The sequence below is a fragment of the Arcobacter sp. YIC-80 genome, assembly GCF_044841725.1.
Taxonomy (GTDB): Bacteria; Campylobacterota; Campylobacteria; order Campylobacterales; family Arcobacteraceae; genus Arcobacter_B.
Map to the genome: position 1 here is coordinate 123,762 of NZ_JBJBSI010000001.1, position 13,090 is coordinate 136,851.

At 29.9% G+C, this 13,090-nt stretch carries 17 protein-coding genes; 14 read left to right on the forward strand and 3 right to left on the reverse strand.

All coding sequences use genetic code 11. The annotated features are described in order from the left end of the window. Positions 1-96: 96 nt before the first annotated feature. From hemL to ACH5BK_RS00620, 4 genes are read left to right on the forward strand one after another with little or no spacing between them, the layout of a single operon-like run. Complete coding sequence (hemL, locus tag ACH5BK_RS00605; protein ID WP_404303791.1) at positions 97-1,377, forward strand: glutamate-1-semialdehyde 2,1-aminomutase; 1,281 nt, start codon at positions 97-99, stop codon at positions 1,375-1,377. 9 nt (positions 1,378-1,386) lie between these two features. After that, positions 1,387-1,701: a pyrimidine/purine nucleoside phosphorylase gene (locus ACH5BK_RS00610; RefSeq protein ID WP_404303792.1), complete on the forward strand. Its 315-nt coding sequence runs from the start codon at positions 1,387-1,389 to the stop codon at positions 1,699-1,701. Positions 1,702-1,710: 9 nt separating this feature from the next. Further along, positions 1,711-2,019 carry an AtpZ/AtpI family protein gene (locus tag ACH5BK_RS00615; RefSeq protein ID WP_404303793.1) on the forward strand — a complete coding sequence of 103 codons (309 nt, stop codon included), beginning with the start codon at positions 1,711-1,713 and terminating at the stop codon, positions 2,017-2,019. Continuing rightward, positions 1,955-2,560, forward strand: coding sequence for a hypothetical protein (locus ACH5BK_RS00620; RefSeq protein WP_404303794.1), 606 nt, complete (start codon positions 1,955-1,957; stop codon positions 2,558-2,560). The genes ACH5BK_RS00615 and ACH5BK_RS00620 overlap by 65 nt, the downstream gene beginning before the upstream one ends. Positions 2,561-2,568: 8 nt before the next feature. Here ACH5BK_RS00620 and ACH5BK_RS00625 read toward each other — a convergent pair whose 3' ends face one another. Both ACH5BK_RS00625 and rpoD read right to left on the reverse strand, forming a co-directional pair. After that, a complete protein-coding gene (locus ACH5BK_RS00625; protein ID WP_404303796.1) occupies positions 2,569-3,249 on the reverse strand; it encodes a hypothetical protein in 681 nt (226 codons plus the stop codon). Position 3,250: 1 nt separating this feature from the next. Then, positions 3,251-5,104: an RNA polymerase sigma factor RpoD gene (rpoD, locus tag ACH5BK_RS00630; protein ID WP_404303798.1), complete on the reverse strand. Its 1,854-nt coding sequence runs from the start codon at positions 5,102-5,104 to the stop codon at positions 3,251-3,253. A 174-nt stretch (positions 5,105-5,278) separates the two neighbouring features. On the opposite strand from rpoD, the gene ACH5BK_RS00635 reads away from it, so the two are divergent. From ACH5BK_RS00635 to ACH5BK_RS00645, 3 genes are all read left to right on the forward strand, one after another. Continuing rightward, entirely contained in the window at positions 5,279-5,788 is a 510-nt protein-coding gene (locus ACH5BK_RS00635) for a 3-isopropylmalate dehydratase small subunit (protein WP_404303799.1), read from the forward strand. Continuing rightward, positions 5,789-6,853, forward strand: a complete 1,065-nt coding sequence (gene leuB / locus ACH5BK_RS00640) for a 3-isopropylmalate dehydrogenase (protein WP_404303801.1) — start codon at positions 5,789-5,791, stop codon at positions 6,851-6,853. Positions 6,854-6,976: 123 nt separating this feature from the next. Beyond that, positions 6,977-7,903 carry an exopolyphosphatase gene (locus ACH5BK_RS00645; protein ID WP_404303802.1) on the forward strand — a complete coding sequence of 309 codons (927 nt, stop codon included), beginning with the start codon at positions 6,977-6,979 and terminating at the stop codon, positions 7,901-7,903. A 22-nt stretch (positions 7,904-7,925) separates the two neighbouring features. On the opposite strand, the gene ACH5BK_RS00650 is transcribed toward ACH5BK_RS00645, so the two are convergent. Further along, positions 7,926-8,288 (reverse strand): HIT family protein, encoded by a 363-nt coding sequence (locus ACH5BK_RS00650; protein ID WP_404303803.1) that lies wholly within the window; start codon positions 8,286-8,288, stop codon positions 7,926-7,928. Positions 8,289-8,613: 325 nt separating this feature from the next. On the opposite strand from ACH5BK_RS00650, the gene rpmJ reads away from it, so the two are divergent. The 7 genes from rpmJ to gatA all read left to right on the forward strand — a co-directional run bounded on the left by rpmJ (position 8,614) and on the right by gatA (position 13,079). Continuing rightward, positions 8,614-8,727 carry a 50S ribosomal protein L36 gene (gene rpmJ / locus ACH5BK_RS00655; RefSeq protein WP_254577927.1) on the forward strand — a complete coding sequence of 38 codons (114 nt, stop codon included), beginning with the start codon at positions 8,614-8,616 and terminating at the stop codon, positions 8,725-8,727. A gap of 6 nt (positions 8,728-8,733) precedes the next feature. After that, the gene (rpsM, locus tag ACH5BK_RS00660) at positions 8,734-9,102 is read left to right on the forward strand and encodes a 30S ribosomal protein S13 (RefSeq protein ID WP_404303804.1); all 369 of its coding nucleotides are present in this window, start codon (positions 8,734-8,736) and stop codon (positions 9,100-9,102) included. Between the two features lie 10 nt (positions 9,103-9,112). Then, positions 9,113-9,505, forward strand: a complete 393-nt coding sequence (gene rpsK, locus ACH5BK_RS00665) for a 30S ribosomal protein S11 (protein ID WP_404303805.1) — start codon at positions 9,113-9,115, stop codon at positions 9,503-9,505. A gap of 9 nt (positions 9,506-9,514) precedes the next feature. Next, positions 9,515-10,141, forward strand: a complete 627-nt coding sequence (rpsD, locus tag ACH5BK_RS00670) for a 30S ribosomal protein S4 (RefSeq protein ID WP_404303806.1) — start codon at positions 9,515-9,517, stop codon at positions 10,139-10,141. 21 nt (positions 10,142-10,162) lie between these two features. Next, positions 10,163-11,161 carry a DNA-directed RNA polymerase subunit alpha gene (locus ACH5BK_RS00675; RefSeq protein WP_404303807.1) on the forward strand — a complete coding sequence of 333 codons (999 nt, stop codon included), beginning with the start codon at positions 10,163-10,165 and terminating at the stop codon, positions 11,159-11,161. A 15-nt stretch (positions 11,162-11,176) separates the two neighbouring features. Next, positions 11,177-11,527: a 50S ribosomal protein L17 gene (gene rplQ, locus ACH5BK_RS00680; protein ID WP_404303808.1), complete on the forward strand. Its 351-nt coding sequence runs from the start codon at positions 11,177-11,179 to the stop codon at positions 11,525-11,527. Between the two features lie 193 nt (positions 11,528-11,720). Beyond that, positions 11,721-13,079: an Asp-tRNA(Asn)/Glu-tRNA(Gln) amidotransferase subunit GatA gene (gene gatA, locus ACH5BK_RS00685; RefSeq protein WP_404303809.1), complete on the forward strand. Its 1,359-nt coding sequence runs from the start codon at positions 11,721-11,723 to the stop codon at positions 13,077-13,079. Positions 13,080-13,090: the final 11 nt, after the last annotated feature.

Sequence of the window (13,090 nt, forward strand, 5' to 3'; positions counted from 1 at the left end):
TACTAATACAAGATTAACACAAGTATATAGATTTACTATAACATAAATGTTTTTTAGGTATCCTATGCCTAAAATTACTACTGAATAGGATATTAAATGTTTGATAATTCAATAAAAGCATACGAAGAAGCAAAAGAAGTTATTCCAGGTGGTGTAGATTCACCTGTAAGAGCTTTTAAAAGTGTAGGAGGAACACCACCCTTTATTGAAAAAGGTGAGGGTGCTTATCTTTTTGATATAGATGGAAATAAATATGTAGATTTTGTACAATCATGGGGTCCACTTATTTTTGGTCATGCCGATAAAGATGTAGAAAAAGCAGTTATTGAAACAGCTAAAAAAGGTTTATCTTTTGGTGCACCAACTACTTTAGAAACTGAATTAGCCCAAGAAATTGTTGAAATGTTTGATAATATTGATAAAGTAAGATTTGTAAGTTCAGGAACTGAGGCTACAATGTCAGCTATTAGATTAGCAAGAGGTGTAACAGGTAAAAATGATATTATTAAATTTGAAGGATGTTATCATGGTCATTCTGATTCACTATTAGTTCAAGCAGGTTCAGGGTTAGCTACTTTTGGAAGTCCTAGTAGTCCTGGTGTTCCAGCTGATTTAACTAAACATACACTTCTTTGTGAATATAACAATATTGAAAACTTAAAAAAATGTTTTGAAGATTCTTCTGATATTTCTTGTATTATTATTGAACCAATAGCAGGAAATATGGGATTAGTTCCTGCAAGTCCTGAGTTTATTAAAGCTTGTAGAGAATTATGTGATGAAAATGGTGCATTACTTATTTTTGATGAAGTTATGACAGGCTTTAGAGCTTCTTTAAAAGGTGCTAGTGGAATTTTAGAACAACAAGCAGATATTATTACTTTTGGTAAAGTAATTGGTGCTGGTATGCCAGTAGGTGCATTTGCAGCTTCAAAAGAAATTATGGGGCATTTATCTCCTGATGGTGCTGTATATCAAGCTGGAACATTAAGTGGAAATCCAGTTGCTATGAGTGCAGGATTAGTGAATCTAAAAAAATTAAAATCAAATCCAGAAATTTATGAACAGTTAAATGCAAAAGCAGTTAAATTAGTAACTGGATTAAAAGAAGTAGCAACTAAGAATAATATTGCATTACAAGTTGACACAAGAGGTTCTATGTTCGGTTTCTTCTTTTGTGAGGAAGTTCCGACAAACTTTAAAGAAGTAGGAAAATGTGATTTTGATAGATTTGCTAAATTCCATCATGAAATGATAAAAAAAGGTTTCTATTTCGCTTGTTCTCAATATGAAGCAGGATTTATATCAACGGCAATTTCAGATAAAGATATTGAAGCTTGTATTGAAGCAGCTAATGAAGTTATGAAAAATTTATAGGAGAATAAAATGGAAATTTTAAAAAGCGTAGACCTAGTTAAAAAAGCAAATATATATTTTGATGGAAATGTAACAAGTAGATCTTTTGTTGATGCAAATGGAGAAGATAAATCTTTAGGTATTATGATGCCAGGATCGTATAATTTTGGGACTAATGCTGCTGAGTTAATGGAAATACTTGATGGAGAAGTTGAAGTAAAACTTGCAGGGAGTGATACTTGGAATACATATACAGCAAACACTTCGTTTGATGTACCAGCAAATTCAAGCTTTGATATTAAAGTAAAAACAATTACTGATTATTGTTGTTCATATATAAAATAAAGGCTTTAAATGGAAAATAAAGAATTTAAAGAACCAAAACATCAAGGAAAACTAAGAGCATTAGATAACTTATCTTTGGGTATTTCAATGGTCGCTGCTGTTGCCATTGGCTTTGGTATTGGTTATGGACTTAAAAGTTTAACAGGCTATGAATGGACTTTATGGCTTGGTGTATTTTGGGGGTTAGCAGCAGCTGTTTTAAATATTGTAAAAGCATATAAAAGAGCGCAAAAAGAGTTTGAAGGATTAGAAAATGATCCTAGATATGCACATAGAGCTAAACATGGAGACAAGTCATACGACGATGATGAAGATTAATAAAACTATTTTAGATTTTGCAAAGGTTTTTATTGTAATTGATTTTTGTTTAATTTTATATTCTTTATTTTTTCATGATAAATATTGGCTATTAAATGCACAAGTTGCATTTATAGCTTCTTTATTTATTACTATTACATCTTTCTTCTCTTATAAAAGAAATATACAAAATAGGCTTTCTACTGTTGATTATTCTAAGCAAGATTATTCAAGTGAGCAAAGAGATAAGATAGATGAAATTGATGATCCTTATGATTTATATAGTCAAAATGAGGAAATTCCAGAAGATGAACTTACTACTGAAAAAATAAAAGAAATAATAAATGATGAGAAATCAAAAGTAAAAAGAAATTCTTTAAAAAATACAATATTTTCAGCAGGTGGCTTTTTATCTATTTATAGAGTTTTAGGATATGGTTTGTTAGTTTTTTCATTTTTTGCATTAAACAATAATAATTTATTTTTACCTATTGCTTTTTTAATTGGTCTAGGTGTAGTTCCTATTGGTGTTTTATTCTCTAAGTTTGTGTTTAGAACTTAGAGAATAATTTAAATAATCAGAGGTAGATCAATAATAATATTGTCTTCTTCACAGCTTAAAATAAAAGATGAATGATCTTTTGCTTTAAGTGTTGTAACATCTGCTTTTTTATCTGCTTGAAATTTTACACTTATTAAAGAGTATTTTTTCCCATCAATTCTAATATATTCACCAATTTTAAGCATTACAGAACATTTGATAGTTTCTGCATTGTTAAATGTTTGTAATATTTCATTTACTACTTTTATAAAAGAACTTGCTTCTATTTTAAAATCAGGAATAGAAGGGTCATAATTTTTTATATAGTTAATATTATTTTTGATTTTTTGTGTTGAGATAGCCAAATCAAGTATTGTAAAAATATTTGTATTATCAACATTAGAAATATTTAGTTTTGATTCTTTTTTTACCATTGCACTTTTATAAAGTTTAATGTGAATTTCGTCTTCATCTTCATATTTAACTGTTATTGCATAAAAAGTATAACTTTTCATAGTTAAATTAATGTATGAAGTTTTTACTCCAAAAGATTGAGAAGCATATTTTAATGCTAACTCAAAAAGCTCATTTTGCTTAATTCTACTAAGCAAAAATTGAGCTTCACTATTGGAGTAAGTAATTTTACCACTTTGATTAAAAGATATTATAGGGTTTAAATCTAAATCAACCCAGTCTTCAAAGAAGTTCATTTTAACTCTCTACGTAATTTTTAAGATTTTTACCTACTTTAGGATGTTTTAGTTTCTTAATTGCACTTGATTCAATTTGTCTTACTCTTTCTCTAGTAACTGATAACTCTTTACCAATTTCTTCAAGTGTTCTATCAGAAGCATCATCCATAAGTCCAAATCTCATTCTAACAACTGCTTGCTCTCTTTCATTAAGCTGTGCTAAAATTTGATCAATTTGTCCTTGTAAGTCTTCTTTCATAATATTATCAACTGGAGTTGGGGCTTTTTCATCAGGTACAAAGTCACCAAACTTACCATCATCATCAGATCCAATAGGTGCTTCAAGTGATACAGGTTCTTTCGTAATCTTAATTACTTGTTTTACCTTGTCAACTGCAAGTCCTACTTCTTTTGCGATATCATCAACATCTGGCTCTTTACCATTTTCTTGGATACCTTTTCTAATGATTTTATTAATTCTATTAATAGTCTCAATCATGTGAATTGGAATTCTAATAGTTCTAGCTTGATCTGCAATTGCTCTTGAAATTGCTTGTCTAATCCACCATGTCGCATAAGTAGAGAATTTATAACCTTTTTTATACTCAAATTTATCAACAGCTTTCATAAGACCAATATTACCTTCTTGAATTAAGTCTAAGAATGGTAAACCTCTATTTGTGTATCTTTTTGCAATAGATACAACAAGTCTAAGGTTTGATTTAGCCATTCTAGTCTTAGCCTTATCAGTAATTTGTTTACCTCTTTTGATTTGTTCTAAAACATCTTTAAGCTCTTCTGGTTCAAGATCAAATCCACCTTTTGAGGCTTCTTTAGTCTGAAATAACTTTTTAATTTCCATATAAGTAGAAACCATTGTTGCTTCTGGAACCATAGAAGTAATTTGTACTTTTGATAAATTAACAATATTATCTAAAATCTTTTGGTGATTAGCTAATAATGTATCATTAAATAAAGGTAATCTATACTCTAATCTTTTAAGTTCACTATCAAAACCAGTATCAGATTTAAGTGCAGTTTCCATAGCTTTTACAATTTCAGTAATAAGTTTAGATGTTGGACCTAAATCTAATAAAGCTTCTTTTAAAACTCTTTTTTTATAAGCAACTGCTAAATTAAATTGCATTTGATGAATTTCATCATCAGATTTTGCTGATTCTTTTGCTAAGAATTTAAGCCAATCTTTTTTAGCTTTTTCTAAAATTTTAAAAGAATCAATAATAGTTTGAGCTCTTTTATCAAGTTTTTTATTTTTCTTTCCAGCTTCATCATCAGAATCATCAGAATCTACTTCTGTTTCAACATCATCAGCAGAATCATCAGAATCTTCATCATCAAAGTTTCTGAAAAGTTCTTTTACTTTTCTCTCTCTATTTACAAGAGGTTCTTTGTACTCTAAAATAAAATCAATTAAGTATGGTACATAACAAATGGCATCAAGAATAACATCCTCACCCATTTCAATTTTTTTAGAAATTTCAATTTCTTCTTCTTTTGTAAGTAATGGAATTTGACCCATTTCTCTTAAATACATTCTTACAGGAGAATCAGATCTAGACCACTCTAATAATTCTTTATTCTTTAATAAATCAAAAACATCATCTTCATTTTCGATTAATTTTTCTCTTTGTTCTCTTTTCTTTTTGGCTTCTTCAGCATTCATTCTTTTTGCTTGTTCTTGAGAACTAATAACAGTTACGTTGTATAGTTGTATAAAAGCTAAAAGTTTTTTTACATTTGCTGCTGATGGAGCTTTAGGAAAGATTTTAATAATTTTTTCATAAGTTAAAATAGAGTCTTTGTATTCTTTTACAGTTTGCTCTATAGCTTTATTTAAATCTTTGGCACTCATTGACGAAAAATCCCCTTCTTAAGATAGGCATTTATTATACCGAAATTACATAAGAAACTTATTAAAAAAATGTTATTTAATCAAATATTACTAAAATTTTAGATAAAATGTATGTTTTCTGAAAATAATCATGTTTAATAGATTAAAGATTTATTGAATACAAGGATACAAAATATGAATAAAATTACTGGAAAAGTATGGAATTTTGGTGCAAATATTGATACAGATGTAATTATTGCAGCAAGATATTTAAATAGTTCAGACCCTGAACATTTAGCAAAATATGTAATGGAAGATGCAGATCCAGACTTCCCAAAGAAGTTACAAAAAGGTGATATTATCGTTGCAGGTGAAAACTTTGGATGTGGAAGCTCTAGAGAACATGCACCAATTGCTTTAAAAGCAGCAGGTGTTGCAGCAGTAGTTGCACCTTCATTTGCGAGAATCTTTTATAGAAATGCATTTAATATGGGTTTACCTATTTTTGAATTACCTGAGTCTTTAGAAATTAAAGAAGGTGAAGAAATTTCTATTAATTTAGATGCAGGTGAAATTACTAATAATACAACTAATAAAACATATAAATTTATTCCTATTCCAGATTTTATGCAAGAGCTAATTGCAGCTGGTGGATTAATTAACTTTGCTAATATTGAAGCAGCAAAAGAAAAGGAAAATAACTAAATGAAAAGATATAATATTTCTTTAATTAAAGGTGATGGAATTGGTCCTGAAATAGTTGATGAAGCTATTAAGGTTTTAGATACAGTTGCAGGGGCTTGTAATTTTACACTTGATTATAAAGAATACTTAATGGGTGGAATTGCGATTGATGAAACAGGTGTTCCTTTACCTCAAGAAACAATTGATGGTGTTTTAAATTCTGATGCTTGTTTATTTGGAGCAATTGGAGGTGAAAAATGGGATACTTTACCAAGAGAATTAAGACCAGAAACAGGACTTTTAAAATTCAGAGAAGAAATGGGTGTTTATGCTAACTTAAGACCTGCAATTGTATATGACGAATTAGTTAATGCATCTACATTAAAACCTGAAGTTATTGAAGGTTGTGATATTATGGTTGTAAGAGAGTTAATCGGTGGTATTTACTTTGGTCAACCAAGAGCAAATGATGGACAAAAAGCTTATAATACTATGGTTTATACAAAACCAGAAATTGAAAGAATTGGTAGACAAGCTTTCGAATTTGCTATGAAAAGAGACAAAAGAGTTTGTTCTGTAGATAAAGCGAATGTACTTGAAGTATCTCAATTATGGAGAGATACAATGGAGGAAATTGCAAAAGAGTATCCATCAGTTGAGTTAACACACATGTATGTTGATAATGCAGCTATGCAACTTGTAAGAAATCCAAAACAATTTGATGTAATTGTAACAGGAAATATTTTTGGAGATATCTTATCAGATACAGCTTCAATGGTTGTTGGATCAATTGGATTATTGCCATCAGCTTCAACTGGTGATAAAACAGCAATTTATGAGCCAATTCATGGTTCAGCTCCTGATATTGCAGGACAAGGTATTGCTAATCCTATTGCTACTATTGAAAGTGCAGCAATGATGTTAAGATATTCATTAGGTGAAGAAGAAGCTGCAAATAAAATTGAAACAGCTATTAGAAATGTACTAAAAGATGGATACAGAACAAAAGATTTAGCCGCTTATGATGCTAAAGAAGTTGTAACAACTGCAGAAATGGGTGATATAATCGCTAACTACATTAAATAGTAAAAAAGGGAAACCCCTTTTTTTACTAAACCTTTTAATACTTTTTAATTAAATATAATTATTTAATAGAATTTAATAATCATTTATGATAGAATAATCAAAACTTTAATTTAGGAAGTTCTTATGGATAAGAAATATAGACTTGTTACTAGAAGTGATATGGATGGTTTAGTGTGTGGAACACTTATGAAGTATCTTGGAATAATAGATGAAATCACATTTGTACACCCAAAAGATATGCAAGATGGAAAAGTAGAAATTACTTCTAATGATATTACTACAAATTTACCTTACGTTAATGGTGTTTATTTAGCTTTTGATCATCATTTTAGTGAAACATTAAGAAATGAAAAAAAAGATAATCATATTATTGATGCAAAAGCACCAAGTGCCGCAGAAGTTGTATATCAATACTATGGAGGAAAAGAAAAATTTCCAGAAGCTTTTGATGATATGATGATTGCAGCTAACAAAGCAGATAGTGCAGCATTTACGAAAGAAGATATATTAAATCCTAAAGGTTGGGAGTTATTAAGTTTTTTAATGGACAGTAGAACTGGACTTGGAAGATTTAGAGAATTTACAGTGTCAAATTATCAATTAATGATGGATTTAATTGATTACTGTAAAGATCATACAATTGAAGATATTTTATCTTTGAGAGATGTTAAAGAAAGAGTTGATTTATACTTTAAATATGAAAAAGAGTTTAAAGAACAACTTGAAAGATGTACTACAGTTCATAAAAATTTAGTAATTATAGACTATAGAGATGAAGAAATAATTTATCCAGGTAATAGATTTTTAGTTTATGCTATGTATCCTCAAACAAATATTTCAATACATGTTGTTTGGGGAAGAGATAAACAAAATGTAGTTTATAGTACAGGTAAATCTATTATAAATAAAACTTCAAAAACAAATGTAGGTGAGTTAATGCTTAAATATGATGGAGGAGGACATGAGGCAGCTGGTGGATGTCAACCAAGTCATGAGGATGCACCAAAGGTTTTAGAAGAATTAATTACACAAATCAATGCAGATGGATAAACTCCATAAAATAAAGAAAAGTTTATAAACTTTTCTTTATTAATTCATAAAACCCTTCAAAAGAAGGTAGTCTAAGATCAGATTCTCTTTGTTTTTTCCCCCACATTGGTTCAGGGAAATATGAGTCTTCTTTAAATCTTGCCATTACATGAAAATGTACATGAGGTACATAATTTCCAAATGAAGCAATGTTTACTTTGTCACAATTAAAATAATCAAGCATTGTTTTTTCAATAATATCTAAACATCTAAATATTTCCATTTTAGTTTCAGTATCACAATGAGATAATTCTTTTAAATTTTTATTTGTGAAAATTTTAAGCCATGGAATTTCGCTTTGTTCAATTTGTATGTTTATTAATTCATTTGTAAAAATTTTAGACATTTAAATCCTTTTATAAGTGTTATTCGTATTTTACAACAACAAAGCTGAAATAAGTTTAAGCTTTAAACTATATTTAAGTAAAAATTAATTATAATCCGAATCCATTTTTTCAACCATCAAGGAAGTTTTTATAAAATATTTGTGTTTTATAAAGAGTTGGTAGGAGTAGCGTTAAAGCAAACGCTTTACTATAGCCTACTATTTTTACTCCTGAATATTTAGAGAAAATATAGGTTAAGACAAATGATACGGTAAAGATTATATCGTTTGTTTACGTCTCTTGCCTGTTGAAAAGTGGTAATAAACACAAAAAGAGGAATGACTGATGAAAGTTAGAGCTTCAGTAAAGAAAATGTGTGATAAATGTAAAGTTATCAAAAGAAATGGTATCGTAAGAGTAATCTGCGAAAACAAAAAACACAAACAAAGACAAGGATAAAAAGACATGGCAAGAATCGCAGGTGTTGATTTACCAAATAAAAAGAGAATGGAATACGCGTTAACTTACGTTTACGGTATTGGTTTACATAACTCTAGATTAATCTTAGATGCTGTAGGTATTGATAGAAACAAAAGAGCACACGAATTAACAGAAGATGAAGCAGCAGCAATTAGACTTGAAATCCAAAAGAACTACCAAGTTGAGGGTGATTTAAGAAAAAAAGTTGCTATGGATATTAAAGCTTTAATGGACTTAGGTTCATACAGAGGTTTAAGACACAGAAAAGGTTTACCTTGTAGAGGGCAAAAGACTAAGACTAATGCTAGAACAAGAAAAGGTAAAAAGAAAACTGTTGGTGCAGCAGCTAAATAAGGGATTGTAGATGGCAAAAAGAAAAGTTACTAGAAAAAAAATTGTAAGAAAAAATATTGCTGACGGTGTTGTACATATTGCTGCAACATTTAACAATACTATGGTTACTGTATCTGACAATGCAGGTAATGCAATCGCATGGTCAAGTGCTGGAAGCTTAGGATTTAAAGGTTCTAAGAAGTCAACTCCATTTGCTGCACAAGCTGCTGTTGAAGATGCAATGCAAAAAGCAATGGAACATGGAATTAAAAACGTTGGTATTAAAATTCAAGGACCAGGATCTGGTAGAGATACTGCAGTTAAATCTGTAGGTGCTATTGAAGGTATCAGAGTTACTTGGTTTAAAGATGTTACACCATTACCACATAATGGTTGTAGACCACCTAAAAGAAGAAGAGTGTAAGGGGCAATTATGGCAAGATATAGAGGACCAGTAGAAAAAATCGAAAGAAGATTAGATGCAGACCTTGGATTAAAAGGTGAAAGAAGACTTAACGGTAAATCTGCATTAGAAAAAAGACCATTTGCTCCAGGACAACACGGACAAAGAAGAACTAAAATTTCTGAATATGGTTTACAATTAAGAGAAAAGCAAAAAGCTAAATTCATGTATGGTGTTTCTGAAAAACAATTCAGAAAATACTTTAAAGAAGCTGCAAGAAGAGAAGGTAATACAGGTGCTAACTTAATTACTTTAATCGAGCAAAGACTTGACAATGTTGTATATAGAATGGGATTTGCTTCAACTAGAGCAAATGCTAGACAATTTACAACTCATGGACACATTTTAGTTGATGGTAAGAAAGTTGATATTCCTTCTTACGTTGTTAAACCAGGTCAAAAAATTGAAATCAGAGAAAAATCTAAAACTAACCCACAAATCGTTAGATCTTTAGAGTTAACTAACCAAACTGGACTAGTTGACTGGGTAGATGTAGATAAAGATAAAGTATTCGGAATTTTCACAAGAATCCCAACTAGAGAAGAAGTTGTTATTCCTGTAGAAGAGAGATTAATCGTAGAGTTATATTCTAAATAATTGAGAGCAAAAAGGTAGCCAATGAAGAAGTTTGCAGATACACCGTTTTTACCAACTGAAGTTGAAATTGAAGCTATTAGTGATAACGAAGCTAAGATTTCTGCATATCCATTTGAGAGTGGTTTTGCAATTACTTTGGCACACCCTTTAAGAAGACTTTTATTAAGCTCTTCAGTTGGTTACGCACCAATTGCAGTTAAAATTGAAGGTGCTTCTCATGAGTTTGACTCATTAAGAGGGATGCTAGAAGATATAGCTATATTTGTTATTAATCTTAAAAATATTAAGTTTAAAATAAATAGCGAAGAAGAGCAAGTAGTAGTTGAATACTCTTTTAACGGACCAAAAGAGATTAAAGGTGAAGATTTAATTAATGCTGATGTAGAAGTTGTTTCTCCAGATGCACACCTAGCTACTATTAACTCAGATTGTAATCTTACATTCTCTGTAATTATTCAAAAAGGTATAGGATATATGCCTTCTGAAGATATTAGAGATATTGTTGGACCAGATTACATTCCAATCGATGCTTTCTTTACACCAGTAAAAAAGGTAGTTTACGATATTGAAAAAATGTTAGTTGAAGATAATCCTAACTTTGAAAAAGCTGTATTTAACGTACAAACAAATGGACAAATTTCTCCAATTACTGCTTTTAAAGAAGCAGTATCTGTTATGTATTCACAAATGTCAGTATTTAACAAAGTATTTGATTTATCTGAAGTAACAGTAAGTGATGCAGGTGAAGAGCCAGTAGAACTTAAAGATTTAATTATTAAAATTGATGATTTAAATTTAAGTGCTAGATCATTCAACTCTTTAGATAGAGCTGGATTAAAATTCTTAGGTGAATTAGTACTTATGAGTGAAGTTGAAGTAAAAAATATTAAAAACTTAGGGAAAAAATCTTACGATGAGATTGCTGAGAAATTAGAATCTTTAGGATTCCCAGTTGAAGATACACTTCCAGAAAATGTTGCTTCTGCATTAAGAAGAAAGTTAGAGCAACTAAAAGCATAATTAAGGGTTAGTAATATGAGACATAAGCATGGATATAGAAGATTAAGCAGAACTTCTTCTCATAGAAAAGCGTTATTAAAAAACATGGCAATCGCTTTAATCGAGAGAGAAAAAATTGAAACAACTGTTCCAAAAGCAAAAGAATTAAGAAGATATATTGAAAGATTAGTAACTACTGCTAGAAATGCAGATTTAAACACTCACAGAGCTGTTTTCAAAGCATTACAAGACAAAGAAGCTACTAAAAAACTTATCAATGAAATCGCACCAAAGTACGAAACAAGAAATGGTGGATATACTTCAATTGTTAAAACAAGAATTAGAAGAGGTGATGCTACTCAAATGGCATTCATTTCATTCGTATAATTTTTATTTATACAATATAAGAAAGGTAGAAGTTTTAACTTCTACCTTTTTTTTTACAAAAAAATAATACTTTCAAATACTATTTAGCTTAAAAATTTCTTTTTAATTTCATTTAATTTTAATTTACCAAAATTTAATCATTTTTTAGATAAAATCGGGTGTATACTATAATTGTAAAACACAGGAGAGCCTTTTGATAACTCTAAAAGAAGCACTTACTTTAAGTGATGATGAGATTAAAAAATTAAGAGATGATTTAAAACAAAAAATTAAAGATGATAAAACTGGCGCGTATGTTGAGCAATTAACTTCACAAAATATTTCTGAATCAGGTTCTGGTATTCCAATAGCTATTAAAGATAATATAAATGTTAAAAATTGGGAAATTACTTGTTCTAGTAATATTTTAAAAGGTTATAACTCACCATATAATGCAACTGTAATTAATAAATTAAATGAAGCAGGTTTAAGTGCGTTTGGTAGAACAAACATGGATGAGTTTGCTATGGGAAGTTCAACTGAATCTTCTTGCTATGGAAAAACTCTTAACCCTGTAGATAATACAAAAGTTCCAGGTGGAAGTTCAGGTGGTTCAGCTGCTGCAGTTGCTGCTGGTATTGCTGTTGCGGCACTAGGAACAGATACAGGTGGATCTATTAGACAACCAGCTGCTTATTGTGGTGTTGTTGGGATGAAACCTACTTATGGAAGAGTTTCAAGATATGGTATTACTGCTTATTCTTCTTCACTAGATCAGTGTGGACCAATCACTCAAAATGTAGAAGATGCTGCTATTTTATATGATATTATTTCTGGTAATGATCCAATGGATTCAACATCTGCAAATGTAGAATATGAGGCAGTTGCACCTAAACTTGATTCTAATAGAAAATTAACAATTGCAGTGATTGATAGTTTTGTTGAGCAAGCTAGCCCTGCTATTAAAGCTGGATATGAAAAAGCTATTAAAGCTTTAGAAGAAGCTGGTCATACTATTGTTCATAAAAATATGTTAGATACTAGTAAAATTTTATCATCTTATTATATTGTTGCTACAGCTGAAGCTTCTGCTAACCTATCAAGATTTGATGGGGTTAGATATGGAAATAGAAAAGGTGAAGCTGGTTTAAAAGATATGTATACTCAAACTAAAACTCAAGGTTTTGGTGAAGAAGTGCAAAAAAGAATTATGTTAGGTTCTTTTGTTTTAAGTTCTGGTTATTATGATGCTTATTATATTAAAGCTCAAAAAATTAGACATTTAATTAAAGATGAGTATGAAGCTATTTTTAATGATGCTGATTTAATTCTTTCTCCTGTTGCTCCTACAACAGCTCCTGAATTTGGAAGTTTTAAAACATCATTAGAGATGTATTTAAGTGATATTTATACAATTTCAGTTAATTTAGCTGGTTTACCTGCAATTTCATTACCTATTAATAGAGATGAAGATGGTATGCCTGTAGGTTTACAGTTAATTGGAAAAGCGTATGATGAACAAACTGTGTTTGATGGTGCTTTATCATTAGAAAAAGCCGTAGATTATAAATAAAGAAAAGATTA